Source organism: Niveibacterium sp. (assembly GCF_041909475.1).
GTDB lineage: Bacteria > Pseudomonadota > Gammaproteobacteria > Burkholderiales > Rhodocyclaceae > Niveibacterium.
Window position 1 is genome coordinate 18,205 of record NZ_JAYRDJ010000008.1, and the last position, 18,153, is coordinate 36,357.

Annotated in this window: 17 protein-coding genes; 5 read left to right on the forward strand and 12 right to left on the reverse strand. The window is 64.9% G+C overall.

All coding sequences use genetic code 11. The annotated features are described in order from the left end of the window. Positions 1-15: 15 nt before the first annotated feature. The 5 genes from ACE3P0_RS07610 to ACE3P0_RS07630 all read right to left on the reverse strand — a co-directional run bounded on the left by ACE3P0_RS07610 (position 16) and on the right by ACE3P0_RS07630 (position 6,200). A complete protein-coding gene (locus ACE3P0_RS07610) occupies positions 16-441 on the reverse strand; it encodes an STY0301 family protein (RefSeq protein WP_374401479.1) in 426 nt (141 codons plus the stop codon). A 76-nt stretch (positions 442-517) separates the two neighbouring features. Further along, the gene (locus ACE3P0_RS07615) at positions 518-2,497 is read right to left on the reverse strand and encodes a UvrD-helicase domain-containing protein (RefSeq protein ID WP_172201568.1); all 1,980 of its coding nucleotides are present in this window, start codon (positions 2,495-2,497) and stop codon (positions 518-520) included. Between the two features lie 34 nt (positions 2,498-2,531). Next, positions 2,532-3,302 carry an alpha/beta fold hydrolase gene (locus ACE3P0_RS07620; protein ID WP_374401482.1) on the reverse strand — a complete coding sequence of 257 codons (771 nt, stop codon included), beginning with the start codon at positions 3,300-3,302 and terminating at the stop codon, positions 2,532-2,534. A gap of 199 nt (positions 3,303-3,501) precedes the next feature. Next, on the reverse strand, positions 3,502-5,358 hold the full coding sequence (locus ACE3P0_RS07625) for a DUF5666 domain-containing protein (protein ID WP_374401484.1): 1,857 nt from the start codon (positions 5,356-5,358) through the stop codon (positions 3,502-3,504). Continuing rightward, the gene (locus ACE3P0_RS07630; protein ID WP_374401486.1) at positions 5,355-6,200 is read right to left on the reverse strand and encodes a DUF6502 family protein; all 846 of its coding nucleotides are present in this window, start codon (positions 6,198-6,200) and stop codon (positions 5,355-5,357) included. The genes ACE3P0_RS07625 and ACE3P0_RS07630 overlap by 4 nt, the downstream gene beginning before the upstream one ends. A 315-nt stretch (positions 6,201-6,515) precedes the next feature. On the opposite strand from ACE3P0_RS07630, the gene ACE3P0_RS07635 reads away from it, so the two are divergent. From ACE3P0_RS07635 to hslU, 3 genes are all read left to right on the forward strand, one after another. Continuing rightward, positions 6,516-7,706: an STAS domain-containing protein gene (locus ACE3P0_RS07635; protein ID WP_374401488.1), complete on the forward strand. Its 1,191-nt coding sequence runs from the start codon at positions 6,516-6,518 to the stop codon at positions 7,704-7,706. Between the two features lie 92 nt (positions 7,707-7,798). Continuing rightward, positions 7,799-8,338 carry an ATP-dependent protease subunit HslV gene (hslV, locus tag ACE3P0_RS07640; RefSeq protein ID WP_374401490.1) on the forward strand — a complete coding sequence of 180 codons (540 nt, stop codon included), beginning with the start codon at positions 7,799-7,801 and terminating at the stop codon, positions 8,336-8,338. A 49-nt stretch (positions 8,339-8,387) separates the two neighbouring features. Then, positions 8,388-9,722 carry an ATP-dependent protease ATPase subunit HslU gene (gene hslU / locus ACE3P0_RS07645; protein ID WP_374401492.1) on the forward strand — a complete coding sequence of 445 codons (1,335 nt, stop codon included), beginning with the start codon at positions 8,388-8,390 and terminating at the stop codon, positions 9,720-9,722. Between the two features lie 86 nt (positions 9,723-9,808). On the opposite strand, the gene ACE3P0_RS07650 is transcribed toward hslU, so the two are convergent. Beyond that, positions 9,809-10,495 (reverse strand): DUF4197 domain-containing protein, encoded by a 687-nt coding sequence (locus tag ACE3P0_RS07650; protein WP_374401494.1) that lies wholly within the window; start codon positions 10,493-10,495, stop codon positions 9,809-9,811. Positions 10,496-10,510: 15 nt separating this feature from the next. Between ACE3P0_RS07650 and ACE3P0_RS07655 the strand changes: the two genes are divergently transcribed. Continuing rightward, on the forward strand, positions 10,511-11,017 hold the full coding sequence (locus tag ACE3P0_RS07655) for a TlpA family protein disulfide reductase (protein ID WP_374401496.1): 507 nt from the start codon (positions 10,511-10,513) through the stop codon (positions 11,015-11,017). Between the two features lie 48 nt (positions 11,018-11,065). Next, positions 11,066-12,886, forward strand: coding sequence for a DUF885 family protein (locus tag ACE3P0_RS07660; protein ID WP_374401498.1), 1,821 nt, complete (start codon positions 11,066-11,068; stop codon positions 12,884-12,886). A gap of 27 nt (positions 12,887-12,913) precedes the next feature. Here ACE3P0_RS07660 and ACE3P0_RS07665 read toward each other — a convergent pair whose 3' ends face one another. The 6 genes from ACE3P0_RS07665 to ACE3P0_RS07690 form a co-directional block, all read right to left on the reverse strand. Further along, a complete protein-coding gene (locus ACE3P0_RS07665) occupies positions 12,914-13,309 on the reverse strand; it encodes a hypothetical protein (protein ID WP_374401500.1) in 396 nt (131 codons plus the stop codon). A gap of 104 nt (positions 13,310-13,413) precedes the next feature. Next, on the reverse strand, positions 13,414-14,637 hold the full coding sequence (gene hemW / locus ACE3P0_RS07670; RefSeq protein ID WP_374401502.1) for a radical SAM family heme chaperone HemW: 1,224 nt from the start codon (positions 14,635-14,637) through the stop codon (positions 13,414-13,416). 152 nt (positions 14,638-14,789) lie between these two features. Further along, a complete protein-coding gene (rdgB, locus tag ACE3P0_RS07675) occupies positions 14,790-15,383 on the reverse strand; it encodes an RdgB/HAM1 family non-canonical purine NTP pyrophosphatase (RefSeq protein ID WP_374401504.1) in 594 nt (197 codons plus the stop codon). Positions 15,384-15,503: 120 nt separating this feature from the next. After that, positions 15,504-16,229, reverse strand: a complete 726-nt coding sequence (gene rph, locus ACE3P0_RS07680; protein ID WP_374401506.1) for a ribonuclease PH — start codon at positions 16,227-16,229, stop codon at positions 15,504-15,506. Next, positions 16,226-17,143 carry a PP2C family serine/threonine-protein phosphatase gene (locus ACE3P0_RS07685; protein ID WP_172201542.1) on the reverse strand — a complete coding sequence of 306 codons (918 nt, stop codon included), beginning with the start codon at positions 17,141-17,143 and terminating at the stop codon, positions 16,226-16,228. The genes rph and ACE3P0_RS07685 overlap by 4 nt, the downstream gene beginning before the upstream one ends. After that, positions 17,140-18,099 (reverse strand): serine/threonine-protein kinase, encoded by a 960-nt coding sequence (locus ACE3P0_RS07690; RefSeq protein WP_172201540.1) that lies wholly within the window; start codon positions 18,097-18,099, stop codon positions 17,140-17,142. The genes ACE3P0_RS07685 and ACE3P0_RS07690 overlap by 4 nt, the downstream gene beginning before the upstream one ends. Positions 18,100-18,153 lie beyond the last annotated feature (54 nt).

Genomic DNA, 18,153 nt, shown 5'->3' on the forward strand with positions numbered 1-18,153 from the left:
ACAGCGCTGTCAGGATTAGCGCGTACGGCAACTCACGATCAGCGGCTTTCCCGCAGGTGGCGTGCGCAGCGCCGAGCACTCGTTGGCGGGCGGATAGATCATCCGGTAGATGCGCCGTTCGGTGCCCTCATAACGGCAAGCGATGATCTTCGGCCCCGGTAGATACCAGGTGATGCGCTGGCTGCCCTTGCTGCCCTGTTCTTCCTGAAGCTGCGGGGTCTTGGTCGGGTCGCCGACGTATACCTCTGCCCCGGCCAGTGCCGCAGGGGTGGTCGGCACTTCTGCGCTGCCGGCGGCCGCGGCAGCTGGTGCGAAGGTGGAATAGGCGCCGGCGAGCTTTAACGACGTGTCGAAAGCGGGCGGGCATTTCACATCGACGTAGCGTTGCGCGAACGCGGCGGGGCTGGCGCAAATGGTGAGCAGAAGGATCAGACGGCGCATGGTGGTTCCTCGGTCGCTGTAGCTGACTTCAGCGTAGCGTATGCAGCGACGTCTGCCACCCGGCGCCCTGCAAGCGTCAGGTGCGCCCCAACATCGCCCGCAGATTCGCGAGTTTGGCCTTTGCGTCTTCCTTCGACACCACTGCGTTCTTGTCCGGCCGTTTCACGCTGTCGGCGCCCAGTTCTTCAATGAAGCGCGAGGGCTCCACCGTGTGCCATTCGCCCGCTGCCTTGCGACGGTCGCAGTAGGTGATCGTCAGGCTGCGCTGCGCGCGGGTCACGCCGACGTACATCAGGCGGCGCTCTTCCTCGACCTTGTCCTCGTCAATGCTGCTCTGGTGTGGCAGCAGGCCTTCCTCGACGCCGATCAGGAATACATGCGGCCACTCAAGGCCCTTGCTCGCATGCAGCGTCGCGAGCTGGACGCCGTCGAAATCCTCGTCTTCTTTGTCGAGCATCGAGATCAGCGCGATCGTCTGCGTCAGTTCGAGCAGGTTCTTGTTGTCTTCCTCGCCTTTGCGACCAAGCCAGCCGACAAAGTCGGAGACGTTGCTCCACTTGGTTTCCGCCTCGCGCTGCTCGCAGTGTTCGTAAAGCCAGGCTTCGTAGCCGATCGCGCGGATCAAGTCGTCAAGCACCTGCTTGGCAGGTTCGCGCTGGGCGCGGTATTCGATCTTGTTGATGAAGTTGCCGAACTCGCGCACTGCTTCGAGCTGGCGGTGCGGCACATGCTGCTCCGCGCCCTCCTCGAACGCGGCGGAGAAGAGGCCAATATGCCGCTTGCCGGCGTAGTTGCCGAGCGCTTCAAGCGTCGCGGGCCCGATGCCGCGGCGCGGTGTGGTCATCGAGCGGATGAAGGCGAGATCGTCGTCCGGGTTCAGCAGCAGGCGCAGGTAGCTGGTGATGTCCTTGATCTCGGCGCGGTCAAAGAAGCTCTGCCCGCCGGAGATCACATACGGCACCTTGAAGTTGCGCAGGGTCTGTTCGATCAGGCGCGCCTGGTGATTGCCGCGGTACAGGATCGCGTAGTCGCGCCAGTGCGTGCGGCATTCGAACTTGTGGGCCTGCATGCGTTTGATCACCACCTCGGCCTCGTTCTCCGCATCGCGCGTCGCGACGATGTGGATCGGGTCGCCGATGCCGTGCTCGGACCACAGGCGCTTGTCGAACATCTTCTCGTTATTGGCGATCAGCGTGTTCGCGGCGGTCAGGATGCGGTTGGTCGAGCGGTAATTCTGTTCGAGCTTGATCACTCGCAGATTCGGATAGTCCCGAGCGAGTTGGTTGAGGTTCTCCACGTCCGCACCGCGCCAGGCGTAGATCGCCTGGTCGTCGTCGCCCACGGCTGTGAAAGCGCCGCGCACGCCCGCGATTTGCCGCAGCAGCTTGTACTGCGCACGGTTGGTGTCCTGGTATTCGTCGACCAGTAAATAGCGCAGCTTGTTCTGCCAGCGCTCGCGCGCTTCCGGGTGTTCATCGAACAGGCGCACCGGCAGTGCGATCAGGTCGTCAAAATCCACCGCCTGGTAGGCGCGCAGGGTCTTTTCGTAGGCCGGGTAGAGCTTCGCCGCCGCGGCCTCGATCTCGTCGCTGGCAAGCTTCTCGGCCTCCTGCGGCGTAATCAGCGCATTCTTCCAGCCCGAGATCGTCCAGTGAATCGCCTTAAGCATCGCCTTGTCGGCGTTGGTCGCGAGGTCGGCAACGATCTGGTGTGTGTCCGAGGCATCGAGGATCGAGAACTGCGGCTTCAGGCCCGCCAGCTTTGCTTCCTGCCGCACGATGCGAACGCCCAGCGCATGGAAGGTGCAGACCGTCAGGCCCTTCGATTCACCGCCGCTGAGCAGGTGGCCGACGCGCTCCTGCATCTCCTTCGCGGCCTTGTTCGTGAAGGTGATCGCCGCGATGTTCTGCGCGCTCATGCCGCAGGTTTTCACCAGGTGCGCGATCTTTGCGGTGATCACGCGCGTCTTGCCCGAGCCGGCGCCGGCCAGCACAAGACAGGGACCATCAAGATATTTCGCCGCCTCGCGTTGCGGGGCGTTGAGAGTGGACAGCATCGGGATCAGGAACCGCAGGCGTGGAGGCGTGATTCTACCGGACGGTGTGCTGCGCGCCGGGCGACGATGGCGCCTGCAGCAACTCGCGGATCAGGAAGGCACGAACTGCGTTGGCGACCCGGACAACATCTTCGTTTCGACTGAGGCCATGCCCTTCGCTAGGGAGCTCCAGCAGTTCGCAGCGAGCGCCTGTTTCGCGGTAGCGCGCACAGGCGCGCTGTGCCTGGGAAGGGGGCACAAGCGGATCGTCGAGGCCGTGAATCAGCAGAACCGGGGCGCTTTCGCGACTGATATGGAAGTAGGGCGAGGCTTCGCGTGCGCCGGGTCTGCCCGGCCCGAGCAAGGTCTCAAGCATGCCGATGGCGTCGGGCTGCAGTTCCGCGTCCGGCAGCGTCAAATCCCAAGGCCCCCAGAGGCTCACCACGGCTTTCACGCGAACGCCTGTGGCATTGTCCACCGCAAGCCATGCCGCCAAATGCCCGCCTGCTGATCCCCCTAGCGCAGCGATACGTGTCCGGTCGATGCCGAGCTCGAACGCGTGGCTGTCTATCCAGGCCAATGCGCGTTGCACATCGATTCGTTGTGCCGGCCAGCGATGCCCTGCGGTGGAAAGGCGGTAATCGATCGCAATCGCGACGGCGCCTTGCGCTGCGAACCAGCGCGCGAGCTCCGCAAACTCGGCACGTCCTCCTGCACCCCAGCCGCCCCCATGAATGAGCAGTATCGCGGGCCGACCGGCGCCGGCCTGTTCGGGTGCGTAGATGTCTGCAAGCAAATCGGGCGCGTAGGATTCCGTACGAAGCATGACGCCGGCGTTCGCGACGGTGCTTGCGAGGAATCCCGCCACGATGAACCGGAGCATGAGTGCGGTAAAGATGGCGCGCATGATGGCCAAGGCTGCCTCTTGTCGCGCACTTCGGCAAGTTAGCCACTGGTTAACGAAAAAGGGGCCGAGCATCGCCCGACCCCTTGATTGACTGGCCAACTCGCGGCCCGCGCGGTACTCAGTCTTCGAACTGCACCACCGTAGCGGTTAGCAGGCCTGCATTCAGCGTGCCGCGTACTTCGACGATACGGCCGTTCGCCAGCGCGCCGACAAGGCCATCCTTGAACACGGTAGTGTCGGTCGTTGTGACCTTCTGGCCGGCGACCTTGAAGTCGGTCGCCGAGACAAAGTCGGTGATCGCGCCGCGCACCTCGGCAATCGTCGGCAGGTCGCTGCGCTTGATCTCGATCTTCGTCGCGAGCACTTTGCCGCTGCTAACCGTACCGGTCACTTCGACCTTGACGCCGTTTTTCAGATCGCTCGGACTAGCGGGATTACCGTTTTCGAATTCAAAGGCCGTGCTGTCACCCCAGGACACCATTACGCCATTGAGTTCAAAGGTCTTCGCGGTGGCGTCGAGTGCATACAGCAGGCCCTCCAGCCTCACGCTCATGCCAGCATCCGGCACGAACTTCACTTCGCTCACCACCAGCACGCCGGCGCTGAAGCTGCCGCGCACGAGAATGCGCTTGCCGTTGGCGAGGTCGTCGACGCTGGCGGCGCTACCGTTGGCGTTGGTGTAGACCGTGGTGTCGGTGACATGGAAGATCATGTCGAAGCCCGACAGCCGGAAGTTGCCGGTCGTCGCGTTATAGCTGTTCACCTTGCCCGGGAAGGTGCGATTGCCGCCGTCCGGCGTGGTGGAGAAGCTCAGCGATGTCGCCTTGACGACGCCGGCCTCGTAGGCGCCCTCGATCTTCACGAGCACGCCGTTGGCGAGGTTGTCCGCCGTGCCGCCGCTGAACGTTGCGCTGGAGGCGTCAACCGGCACGCCGCGCAGCTTGAAGCTGGAGATGGACACGAAGTCCGTGATCGCGCCAGTCAGGCTGACCTCGGCGTCGCCTTCGTCGCGTACGAACTTGACCTTGCTTGCGACCACCTTGCCGGCGCTCCATGTGCCTTCAACCCGCACGGCACGGCCGTTGGCGAGATCCGCCACGGTGCCTTTTTCAAACGCGGCACTCTTGGCATCCACGCTCACGCCGGCCAGCTTGAAGGTCACATTCGTGGTGTCGAGCTCAGCCACCAGGCCGCCGAGGCGAACCTTGGCGCCATCCGCAATGCTCGGGTTCTTGATCCGCACCGCCTTGGCTTTCAGCACGCCAGCGCCGCTCACTGCGACATTGCTCCACACGGCAACGCGCTGGCCTTCGGTCAGCGTTGCCGTCGCGGGCAGCACGACTGCGCCGCTGTAGTCGACGGTCAGCGTGCCGATCGTGAAGGTCTTTGCAGTGCTATCCAGCGCCGAAACGATGCCGACAACGCGTACGAGCGTGATGGTCGGGTCCTTGCGCTCGACGCGCGTTGCGACGATCGCGCCAGAGGCATCCCGGGCGCCATGGACTTCGACGATGTCGCCAACAGCCAGATCCGAAAGGCCGCTCGCGCCCTCGAATACCGTCGGGGTCGCCGGGTCAGTCGATATCACCACTGTCTGGCCCGCAGCGACGAAGCCGGTGCCGCTGAGGCTGGTGATGCGGCCGATCAGCTCGGGCGCCACCGTGAGGTGCTTGATCGTGTCATTCGGGTTCAGCTCGGTCTCGACCTTCATGCCGAGTTTGACGTCGCTGCTGGTGCCGGCCGTCGGGCTGGACGGATCGCGTTCGATGTCGATACTGGCACTGCTGTCGTCAAAGCGCACGCCGTCGATGATCACACTGCCGAAGCCGGTGACCGTGCCGCTGCTGAAGCCATTGGGCGCAACGCCGGTGCCGCCTGAGCCGACACCCGAGTCGCCACCGCCACCCCCGCCACAGGCCGCGAGCACGATGCCCGTCGCCAGCGTGGCGATCCATCCCTTGATACCGAGTTTCACGATTCGTCCTCCTGGGGTGTTGTCGGTTCGGCGTAGTAATAGATGCCGAAACGCATCCGGCGGTCGGCGACCGCCGTGTTGTCCTGTTCGCAATGGCGGGCGGCTTCGCCGACCATGCTGTCGAAGGCGGTTCGCCAGAGCGTGCGTGCGACTTCGCCGAGTGCGGCCACCGAGGCCTCGCTCAGCCCGTCCGCGAAGACACTCTGTTCGAGGAATACCGGCTTCTCGCCGCGATCCGCTGCGCTCAGGTTGGTGGCTGCAGCCGCCATGTGGTCGCGCAGGTTCTCGCCGAAGTAGTAGGCCAGTTCGCGGAAGCCCTCGCGTGGCACGAAGCCGTCACGGCTCGGGATCACCGATTCGCCGTCGATCTTCACCACGCCCAGCCGAAGCAACTCGTCGAGCATGCTGCGGGCGTGAAAATCGGTCGACACCGACGCGACCAGTGTTTCAAAGGAAGGCGTCGGTCCGCTGCGCGGCAGGGCCTTGGGTGAGCCGTCCGGCGCGCGCAGCGCCGGGTCGTGCATCCAGCGGGTGAAGACTTCGGCGGCACGTGACAGCGGCGCACCGGTCGCGGGTTCGCCGTTTTCCGCGGCCATCTTGGCAGCCCGGATATCCTTGCGATGCACTCCTGACAGAAGACTGAGCGCCGAATCCGTCTGGCGCCCACCGTCCGCCGCGAGTTCGAACCGGGCGGCTTCGAGAAACACGTGTTTGAGCCGCGCTGCGAGCTGTGGGTAGCCGATGCCGTTCGCGATCAGCAGCCGCGCGAGCGGCAGCAGCATGCGTTCGGTTTCATCCAGCAGGATGTCGGCGCGGGTTGGGTGTCCGGTAGGAGCGTCCATGGTCTCGTCAGCGGGGATTCCGTGTTGTGCGGCCCATAAATGGAATTATTTCCCATATAGCGGGAACTTCAAGTGCGATCTGTCGCTAAACTTGTAACAGGAGTTGAAAGCCTGCGAACGCAAGGGCTGTGTGATAAACGGGCATGAAGAGTGACTTCGATCACGGCGTCGGCAGCCATGACAACTCATGAAAGCTCGGCGTCAGTCGTAATTTGTAGGGTACCCTCATTTGCAGCGCGGGCATTTGCTGCCTATCCTATGCGGCCGTGCGAGGGTTTCAGGTGGGGCACCCTCGTCATCTCAGAGCAGACAATCTTGGCGATTCCGTTCTTCCGCAAAGGGCCACAACCGCAGGAGCAGGCGTCCGGCAACAAGTCCGGCGCGCGCAGCGGCAAAGGCGATCCAAGCACATCGACCCTCGATTTCACGCAGGGCGACGCGCGCGCGCTTGCGCTCGCCGCGGGGAAGATCCACGTCGACGAGTTGTCCGACGCCGACCATCCGGCCGTTGAAGAAGCCGCCATCCTGTTTGCCAACGCTAACGACGATGCTGCGGCCATGGTGCTCGAGGCCGCGCTCGACGAGGGCGGTAGCGCCAACGAAACACTCTGGAACATGTTGTTCGATCTCTACCGCCTGACTGGTAAGCGCGAGGCCTTCGAACAGCGTGGTGTAGCGTACGCGGAACAGTTCGGCCGCTCACCGCCGATCTGGAGCGACGCGGACGATGCAGCCAAGGCGCCCAAGCCGACTTCGCGCGACGCCACGCCCTCGGTCAGCCTGACCGGCACGCTGGGCGCGGCCGTCGGGCCCCAGTTCGAACAGATTTCCAAGATCGCCACCAAGGCGGGCAAGCTGCGTATCGATCTGGGCAAGCTGCGCGGGGTGGACGAAGCCGGCTGCGAAGTCCTGATTCATGGCTTGCAGAACCTGCGCCGCGCCCGTGTCAACGTGACGCTGCTGAATGCGCGCAACATGCTGCCGATGATTGAAGGCCACGCGGTGCAAGGGCGCCGCGAAGGACAGGCGATCTGGCTGATGGTGCTGGAACTGTTGCAGGCGCTGGCCGAAGCCGATCGCTTCGAGGAAGTGGCGCTCGACTACGCAATCACGTTTGAAGAGTCGCCACCCTCTTACGAAGCGCCGCCGGCAGAAGCCGTGGCCAAGGCCAAGGATTCGCCGACCGCCAGCATCCCCAGTCTTGAGCTGGTGCCGATCGAGGAAGAGGCCACCAATTTCGTCATGGAAGGCGAGCTCACCTCGGCGCAGGCCGACGCGATCCGCAAGCTTGCGCGCTACGGCGCCGACCGCACCACGGTCGAGGTCGACGCGAGCCGCCTCAAGCGCATGGACTTCGTTACCGCCGGCAACCTGTTCAACGTGCTGGTGCAGTTCCAGGCGCAAGGCAAGCTCTGCGTGTTCCGCGGGCTCAATGCCATGGTCGCCGCGCTGCTGCGCGTGATGGGTGTGCATCAGGTTGCGACGATGGAGTTGCGCCGCATCTGATCGGCGGGAGCCGCTTGCGGTCCTTGCGTTTCGCACCATCGCCCCCACACTGGTAGAACGGGCCGGGGTCTCCGGCTGCTACCGGAAGAGCCATGGAGCAATATCACGGCACCACGATCCTGTCGGTACGTCGCGCGAACCAGGTTGCACTGGGCGGCGACGGGCAGGTCACCCTCGGCAACATCGTCATCAAGGGCACCGCACGCAAGGTGCGTCGCCTCTTCCACGGCAAGGTGCTCGCGGGTTTCGCGGGCGGCACGGCCGACGCCTTCACCCTTTTTGAACGCTTCGAAGCCAAGCTCGAAAAGCATCAGGGGCACCTGATGCGCAGCGCTGTCGAACTCGCCAAGGACTGGCGTACCGACCGCATGTTGCGCCGTCTCGAAGCCATGCTGCTGGTGGCGGACAAGGATCACACGCTGGTGATCACCGGCAACGGCGACGTGCTGGAGCCCGAACAAGGCTTGGGCGCGATCGGTTCTGGCGGCGCCTATGCGGAATCTGCCGCGCGTGCGCTGTTCGAGAACACCGAAATGCCCGCCAGCGAGGTGGTCGCCAAGTCGCTCAAGATCGCCGGCGATCTCTGCATCTACACCAACCAGCATCACACGATCGAAACCCTGGAGTGGTGAGCCGGCGCCCCTGTGCGCTCTCTCGTCGCCGTCTGCTGAAGGGCAACGCATGACCCAGATGACCCCGCCGGAGATCGTCTCCGAACTCGATAAGCACATCGTCGGCCAGCAGCGCGCCAAGCGCTCGGTCGCGATTGCCTTGCGCAACCGTTGGCGCCGCGCGCAGGTGGATGAATCCCTGCGCCAGGAAATCACGCCGAAGAACATCCTGATGATCGGCCCGACAGGCGTCGGCAAGACCGAGATCGCGCGCCGCCTTGCGCGGCTGTCGAACGCGCCGTTCGTGAAGGTCGAGGCAACCAAGTTTACCGAGGTCGGCTACGTCGGCCGCGATGTCGACACCATCATCCGCGACCTCGTGGAGATCGCTGTCAAGGATGCGCGCGAAGTGGCGATGCGGCGCGTGCGCGCGCGCGCCGAAGACGCCGCGGAAGACCGCGTGCTGGACGTGCTGTTGCCACCCGCGCGCCCGGTCGGTTTCGCGACCGAGGTGGCGACGCCGGAGGACAGCGCGACCCGCCAGAAATTCCGCAAGAAGCTGCGCGAAGGCGAACTGGACGACAAGGAAATCGAGATCGAGGCGAGTGTGCAGGGTGCCACCGCCGAGATCTTCGCGCCGCCCGGCATGGAAGAGCTGACGCAGCAGTTGCAGGGCATGTTCCAGAACCTCGGCAACCAGCAAAAGAAGCTGCGCAAACTGAAGATCCGCGAAGCGCTGAAGCTGCTCGCCGACGAAGAAGCGGCGCGCATGGTGAATGACGAGGAAGTGAAGCTCGACGCGGTGAAGAATGTCGAGCAGAACGGCATCGTGTTCCTCGACGAGATCGATAAGATCGCCTCGCGCTCGGAAGTCGGCGGGGCCGACGTTTCGCGCCAGGGCGTGCAGCGCGATCTGTTGCCGCTGGTCGAAGGCACGACGGTCACGACCAAGTACGGCATGATCAAGACCGATCACATCCTCTTCATCGCAAGCGGTGCGTTCCATCTAGCCAAACCGTCGGACCTGATCCCCGAACTTCAGGGGCGTTTCCCGATTCGTGTCGAGCTCGATTCGCTGTCGGTCGATGACTTCGTGTGCATCCTCACCGCCACCGATGCCTGCCTGACGCGCCAGTACCAGGCGCTGCTGGCAACCGAGGGGGTGGCCTTGGACTTTGCCAGCGACGGTATCCGCCGGCTCGCCGAAATCGCCTTCCAGGTGAACGAGAAGACCGAGAACATCGGCGCACGCCGGCTGTATACCGTGATGGAGAAGCTGCTCGAAGAGATCAGTTTCGACGCTGGCAAACCGGGTACCGAAAGCTTGCGGATCGACGCCGCCTATGTCGACGGCCGCCTCGAAACCCTGGCCGGCAACGAGGATCTGTCGCGCTACGTGCTGTAAGCAACACAGGGGCGCCGTGCGCCCCTGCATTTACGTCGCACTTCCAAGCCCGAACGCAGCCGGGCGAACGACCGCCCGGCGTGTGTTCAGAGTGCGCCGAATATCTTCTTCGCCAGTGCGCCGGCGGCGCTGGCGGGGTTCTGGCGGATCGCCCTCTCCTCTTCAGCGATCGCGGTGTAAAGCCCATCGAGCGCCTTGCGTGTGACGTAGCGGTCGATATCGGCGTCCTCGGCCTTGACGAGGCCGAAGCCGGCGGCGGTGCCGGCCAGCGCGTTGTACTGCTGCGCAAGGCCGATCTTCGCGGTCGCTTGCTTCACGGTGGACGCGAAGCGCGCGGTCAGCGGTTCGGCCGTCTTGCTGCGGAAGTAGCGGGTCACCGAGTCGTCCCCGCCGGCGATGATCGCCTTCGCGTCGGAGACCGTCATCTGCTTGACCTCCGTGCTCAGCAGCGGCAGCGCCTGCGATACCGCGTCCTCCGCTGCGTGGTTGATCGCGGCGTGCAGCGCGTCCACCTCGCCCCCCTTGCCAGCCAGGCGCATCACGCTCTCGGCGCGGCGCAGGCCTTCGGGCAGCGGGATTTGCAGCTTCGGGTTGCCGAAGAAGCCATCCCTGCGGCCAAGCTGGCTCACAGCCGCCGCGGCGCCCTGCGTGAGCGCCTGACGCAGGCCTGCGCTGGCATCCTTGTCGCTGAACATGTCGAGCCCGCCGGCGAGGGCTGAACCTGCGGTGACAAGGGCGGTCAATGCAGTGACAATCGTGCGTCTGGCCAGCATCGCGAACTCCAAACAATGAATCGAATCTCCAAGCAGCTTAGCATCGTCGCCTTGTTTGCCCTGCTCGCGCTCGGCGGCTGGTTTGCGTTCGGTCGCGAGCGCCCGGCGCCCGACGTGGCGGTGACACGCCTCGATGGCCAGCCGCTGCGCATGGCTGACTTGAAGGGCAAAGTGGTGCTGGTGAACTTCTGGGCAACCACCTGCACCACCTGCGTGAAGGAAATGCCGCGGATGGTCGATACCTGGCGCAAGTACGCGCCGCGTGGCTATGAGATGGTGGCGGTGGCGATGCAGTACGACAACCCGGACTGGGTCAAGGACTACACCCGGCGCACTGGCCTGCCGGTCACCGTGGCGATCGACCGCAGCGGCGAAGCCGCGAAGGCCTTCGGCGAGGTCCGCCTGACGCCGACCAGCTACCTGATCGATCGCCAAGGCCGCATCGTGGTGCAGTACCTCGGCGAACCCGGCTGGGACGCGTTGCACGCGCGCATCGAACGTCTGCTTGCCGACCCAGCCTGACGCATCTTCGAATTGTTGCGCGGGCGTGCTGCGGTATCCTCGACCGCCATGCCAAGAGAATTAACGATCACCCGTATAGCGGCTTGCCTTGGTCTTTCGCTGTGCTGCGTCTGCAGCCCGGCGCGAGGCACCGAGCCGGCACCTGCGATTGCCCAGCAGCAGACGGATCCCGCCGCGGCGCTTCGCGCCCTGGTCGAGGTTCACTTCGAGCAGACGCTTGAGCTGATGCCGCTGTTCGCAACCGCGATCGGCGACTCACGCTACGACGACCGCCTCGGCAACCCGGCCAGTCTCGCCGAACGCGCCCGCTTTGCCGCTTTGCAGCAGCGTTCGCTGGCGGCTGCGCGGGCGCTGCCGCGCGATCGCCTCTCCGCCGCCGATCAGCTGACCCTGGACGTCTTCATCGACGAGCGCGAGAAGACGATCGCTGAGCGTCAGTTTCCCGAGTACCTGATGCCGATCACGCAGCTCAACAGCATTGCGGTCGATCTCGCGGTGCTCGGCTCAGGCGCCGGGCAGCAGCCTCTGGCGACGGTGGCCCAGCACGAGGCATGGCTGGCGCGCGCCGCGCAGTTTCCCGCCTGGGTCGATAGCGCGATCGCGAACATGCGCGAGGGCATTGCGCGAGGCGTGACGCTGCCACGGCGGGCTGCGCTGAAGGTGCAGCCGCAACTCGATGCACTGGCCGTGTCGGACCCGCAACAAAGCGTCTTCCGCGGCGCGATAACACGCTTGCCGGCTGATCTGCCCGCGCCTGAGCGCGAGCGCCTGGTGGCTGCCTACGACGCGCTGATCGCGGAGCAGTTGCTGCCCGCCTACCGCAAGCTGGCAAGCTTCTTCGCAAGCGAATATGTGCCTGCCTGCCGCGCGTCGGACGGTTGGTCCGCGCTGCCCGATGGACAGGCCTGGTATCGCGAACGGATCTTCGCCAACACTGGCCTCAACTTGCCGGCAGAGAAGATCCATGCGATCGGCCTGAGCGAGGTTGCGCGCATTCGCGGCGAAATGGAGCGCGTACGCATCAAGGTCGGCTTCAAGGGCGATCTGCCGGCCTTCTTCCGCCACCTCGCGAATGATCCGCGCAGCTATCACAGCACCCCCGAGGCGCTGCTGGACGGCTTTCGTGACATCAAGCGGCGCGTCGATCCGCATCTGCCGGAACTGTTTTCGCAGCGCCCGCACGCCGACTACGAAGTGCGTGCAGTGGAAGCCTTCCGTGCCAACGCATCACCGGGCGCGTTCTACCAAATGCCGTCCGAGGACGGCAGCCGCGCCGGCATTTTCTATGTGAACACGCACGATCTGCGCGCGATTCCGGTGTGGGGCATGGAGACCTTGTCGCTGCACGAGGCGGCACCCGGGCATCACTTCCAGATGTCGATCGCGCAGGAACTCGGTGGCTTGCCGCGCTTTCGCCGCTTCGCCAGCGACAACGCCTATGTCGAGGGCTGGGCCGTCTACGCGGAGACCCTGGGACATTCGCTGGGCCTGTTTTCCGATCCCTACCAGTGGTTCGGCAAGCTCAACGACGAAATGCTGCGCGCCTCGCGGCTGGTGGTTGATACCGGCTTGCATGCGATGGGTTGGTCGCGCGAGCGCGCGATTGCCTACATGCAGCAGAACCAGTTGATGTCCGACGGTGATGCAGTGATCGAGGTCGAGCGCTATATGGCCGATCCGGGGCAGGCCTTGGGCTACAAGCTTGGGCAGCTGCGCATCCTCGCGCTGCGCCATGAGGCTGAACAGCGCCTTGGTGCGCGTTTCGACCTGCGCGCCTTCCACCGCGAAGTGCTGGTCGATGGCGCGTTGCCGCTGCCTGTGCTCGAAGCCAAGATCCGCCGCTGGATCGATCGCCAGGCTGCGGGCTGATTGCCAATCGAAGGGCGGTAGTGCGCCTCAGCGCGTGCGCCGGATACTGCCGTCTTCTGCGATGTCGATACCGCCGGCGGCCGGTTGCGGTGCGTGGGTGCCAGCGGGGGCTGCGGGTTTCTGTGCCGGCAGCGTCACGATCTTGCTGCGCTCCGGGTCCAGCGCGCGTTGGTCATGGTCAGCGGGGCAGGGCTGATCGGTGTAGCTGATCTTGCCGCGCTTGACGCATTTGTGGATCCCTGCGCCTTCCGGCTGCGCCGGTTCGACCGGGATGATGTCGCGCGGGTCGGGCAGGCGCGAAACATCGGGCTTGGCGCGCCAGTAAGTCGCCTCGAGCTGCGGGCGCGGATCGCCATGAACCAGCGAGAAAAGCCCGACGATCGCGATCGCGGACAGCGTGAACAGAATCAGGAAGATGCGCACGATATGGACCAACAGGGGCCGACAGCCAGTGTGGCCGGCAGGCAAAGACGCGATGCTAGCGAGCTTGTGTGACGGCTGTCGGTGGCAAGCTGCACGGACAGCAATCATTCCGCCGCGTTGTTGACCTCAGGCAGGAAACGTTCAAGCAAGCTGTTCAGGAAGCGCTGGCCCTTGGCGCTCGGGCGCAGGCGTTCGCCGTCCGGTTCCAGCAGGCCGTCGCGGCGCGCCTGCACCAGCGTGGCCTCGATGGCCGCCAGCGGCAGGCCGGTTCGCTCCGCAAACAGCGCTGCTGGTACGCCATCGGTCAGGCGCAGTGCATTCATCATGAATTCGAACGACAGGTCTTCGGTGCCGACTTCTCGCCGCTCCTGCACTGCCGAGCCCTTCGCGACACCGTCGAGATAGGCGTTTGGATGCTTGTGCCGCATCTCGCGCACGATGCCCGTGTGTGACGACAGCTTTCCGTGCGCGCCAGCGCCGATGCCCAGATAGTCGCCAAAACCCCAGTAATTCAGATTGTGGCGGCAGCGGTGACCCGCTTGCGCGAAGGCGGACGTTTCGTAGTGCTGGTAGCCGGCCTGTGCAAGCCGGGCCTCGATCGCCTCTTGCATGTCGGCGCCGGTATCGTCGTCTGGCAGGTCGGCCGGCGGGTTGGCGCCGAAGGCAGTGTTCGGTTCCATCGTCAGGTGATAGCAGGAGAGGTGCGGCGGCTTGAAACCCAGGGCGGTGTCGACGTCGGCGAGCGACTGCGCGAGCGACTGCCCGGGCAGCGCATACATCAGATCGAGATTGAAGGTGTCGAAATGCTTGGCGGCCAGCTCAGCCGCCCGGCGCGCTTCGGTGCCGCCATGGATGCGGCCGATGCGCGTGAGGAAGGCGTCATCGAAGCTCTGGATGCCGAGCGAGAGCCGGGTTACGCCGGCACTGCGGAAGTCCGCGAAATGGCCGGCCTCGACGGTGCCCGGGTTGGCTTCAAGCGTGATTTCGCAATCGCCTGCAAGCGGCAGGCGCATGCGAATGTCGCCCAGCAGGCGTTCGAGCCCTGCGGCGGAAATCAGGCTCGGCGTGCCGCCGCCGATGAAGATGGACTGCACGCGGCGACCCCATACCTGCGGCAGCGAGGCCTCAAGGTCGGCGATCAGCGCGTCGAGGTAAGCCTGTTCGGGTATGCCGTCGCGCACCGCATGCGAGTTGAAGTCACAGTAGGGGCACTTCTGCACGCACCAAGGGAAATGCACATACAGCGACAGCGGTGGCGGTGCGGCCAGCAGCGCGCGGGTGATCGCTGGCGGACGGACGACGAGCGGGATAATCCGGCGTTGCGACATGCCGCTCACGGAAGGACTAAATCAATGACTGCGACGGCGCATCGCGGCGTTGCGGCGGGCTTGCTCCCGCGCCTATCCACTTGATATGTCTTGGTCGCTGCGCGCGCCGCGCCTTGCCTTGCATCCGTCTCGCTCACCTATTCAGTCCTTCCTTAGCCGGCGCTGCGCTTGAGGCGATCGAGCAGGTGACGACAGGCCGCGCCGCGGTGCGAGAGCGTGTTCTTCAGCGCCGGATCCAGTTCCGCGGCGGTCTGCCCGAGATCCGGCAGCAGGAACAGTGGGTCATAGCCGAAGCCCCGCTCGCCGCGAGGTGTGTCGATGATCTCGCCACGCCATTCGCCGTCTGCGATCAGCGGTTGCGGGTCATCTGCGCTGTGCACCAGTACCAGCACGCACACATAGTGCGCACGGCGATCGGCAACGCCGGCAAGTTTCTCGAGCAGCAGCGCGTTGTTGCGTGCGTCCGACTTGGGCTCGCCGGCAAAGCGCGCAGACTGCACGCCGGGCGCGCCGCCGAGTGCCGACACACACAACCCGGAATCGTCCGCCAGCGCGGGCAGGCCGGTGTGGCGCGCTGCGTGGCGGGCCTTCTCGAGCGCATTCTCGACGAAGGTGCAATGCGGCTCCTCGGCCTCCGGCACGTTGAAGTGCGATTGCGGCAGCACTTCGATACCGAGCGGCGCGAGCAGCGCGGAAAACTCCCGCAGCTTGCCGGCGTTGTTCGAGGCGAGGACAAGTTGTTTCATCGTGGAAGGCTCACGAAAAGCGTTGATGCGGATGCTGGCGCGGTTGCCCGTTCGGGCACCGTGCCCGCGGCGCGGCGCCGAGCCAAGTGCGCTGCCCTGGCACGGACCGGGACAGCGGGATCAGGCGGCCAGCGCGCGCCCTTGTGCTTCGACCAGCTCGCCGATGCCGCGTTCCGCGAGCGCCAGCAGCGCGTCGAGTTCGGCGCGCGAGAAAGGGGCGCCCTCGGCGGTACCCTGCACTTCGACAATGCCACCCGATGCGGTCATCACGACATTCATGTCGGTGTCGCAGTTCGAGTCTTCCGCGTAGTCGAGATCCAGCACAGGCTGGCCATCGACGATGCCGACCGACACCGCCGCGACGCGCTCGCGCATCGGGTTGGCGGGCAATTTGCCAGCGGCGACGAGCTTGTCCAGCGCCTCATGCAGCGCCACGCAGGCGCCGGTGATGGCGGCAGTGCGGGTGCCGCCATCGGCTTGCAGCACATCGCAATCCAGCGTGATCTGGCGTTCGCCGAGTGCCTTGAGGTCGACCACCGCGCGCAGGCTGCGACCGATCAGGCGCTGGATCTCCTGCGTGCGGCCACTTTGCTTGCCCTTGGCCGCTTCGCGGGCGCTGCGGGTATGCGTGGAGCGCGGCAGCATGCCGTATTCCGCGGTAACCCAGCCTTCACCCTTGCCGCGCAGGAAGGGCGGTACGGATTCCTCGACGCTGGCAGTGCACAGCACCCGCGTGTCGCCGAATTCGACCAGCACCGAGCCTTCGGCGTGGCGCGTGAAGCCGCGGGTGATGCGCACTTCGCGCAGGGCGTTGGCCGAACGGCCGCTCGGACGGGTACTGGTCATTTGGTGTACTTCCTGATCGCGGAGTTGATTTCTGCGATCGCGCGCTCGATGTCGTCGTCGCTCAGTTCGCTGTTGGCCGGGGCGGCCTGGCCGGCGGCAAAGCCTTCCATCTTGGTGGTGAAGCTGTCCATCGGCATCGTCATTGTCGAGATCGTCGTCGGCGGCGATTCGGCGAAATCGTCGTGCCAGGTCATGCCGACGATCGACAGATTGTCGGCCGTCGGGCCGGCCAGCACTTCGGCGCGGTTCATCAGCTTCGGCAATGATTCGAGGATGTTGCGGGTATCGACCTCGGCAATCGCCTCTTCCGCGCCGACCGGGCCCCACACGCCGTCGGAGCACAGCAGCAGCGTGTCGCCAGCGTACAGCGGCGTGCGGCGCGAGAACTCGATCTGTGGCGAGTGCGTGCCACCCAGGCAACTGAAGATGCGGTTGCGGAACGGGTGCGTGGCCTGCTCGCCTTCCTTGATCAGGCCTTGCTCGACCATCACCTGCACGCGCGAGTGGTCGCGCGTGTGGAAGGCGACGCGGCCGTCGCGCAGCAGGTAGAGCCGCGAGTCACCCGCGTGCGCCCAGTGCGCGAGGCTGTTCTGCACCACGCAGGCGACGATGGTCGTGCGCGGCGGATCGGGTAGGTTCTTGTCGAAGGCGTAGTCGAGGATCGCGTGATGGGCGTTGGTCAGTGCGCGCGAGAGGAAGAGCATCTCGTCCTGCAACTGCCCGCGCGCCTCGCGCTGGAAGCTCTCGGTGATGTACTGCACGGCGATCTGCGCGGCGATCTCGCCATGCAGATGGCCGCCCATGCCGTCGGCGACGACCATCAGCAGCGCATCGCGCGAGTAGCAGTAGGCAATGCGGTCCTGGTTGGAGCGGCGCTTGCCGGGCCGGCTTTCCTGATAGATGGTGAATTTCATGAGCGCGAGATAAAAGACCGAAGTCGGGTGCCGAGAGTGCCGATCCAGGTTGCGGCAACCACATCACCAGGATGCGGCTGACGAACCCGTCGTGCGAGCGCCTTTTGCAGCGCATACACGCTTTGCGGGCGCTCCAGCGGATCGAGTTTGAGACACCAGTCGATCGTGTCCAGGAGTTGGGCGGAGTACTGCTGCGACCAACGCTTGCGCGCCGGTTCAAGCTGGTCTTTCTTGATGCGTTCGTCCGAGCGCTGCGGCGGCGCGCCGGACAGGCAGGCGTACATGCTGGCGCCGACCGAATAAATGTCGCTCCACGGCCCGAGGTGTTCGCGGTCGCGGAACTGCTCCGGCGCGCAGTAGCCGGGTGTGTACATCGGCTTGAGCATCGGCGCGTCGTTGAACAGCGTCTGCCGGGCTGCACCGAAATCGAGCAACACCGGCGTGCCGTCGTTGCGCAGGTAGATGTTGGAGGGCTTGATGTCGAGGTGCAGCAGCTTGTTTGCATGCACTTCGCGCAGGCCGTTGAGCAGCCGCGTGAACACCCCTCGGATGAACTTTTCGCGGATGTCGCCCTTGTTCTTGTTGATGAAGTCCTGCAGCGTACGGCCGCGTTCGAAGGCCATCACCATGTACACCGTGCTGTTTGCGCGGAAGAAGTTCAGCACGCGCACCAGGTTCGGGTGGTTCAGGCTTGCCAGCGCGCGGCCTTCCTCGAAAAAGCACTTCATGCCGTAGCGGAAGGCGGCCTGGTGCTCGTCCGGCACGCGCGGCTCGATCTCGCCGTCCTTGCGCAGCGCCAGCGAGTTCGGCAGGTATTCCTTGATGACCACCGGCATGTCGTCCGGGTCGGTCGCCAGATAAACGATCGAAAAACCACCGAGGCTGAGCTGCTGCTCGATGCGGTACTGCTCCAGCTGAAAGCCGGATGGCAACGGGCAGTTTGCTTGAGCGGGCATCGGGGCGCACGTATCATTCGGCGAAAGGGCCTTGATTTTCAGCTTTTTGTCCCA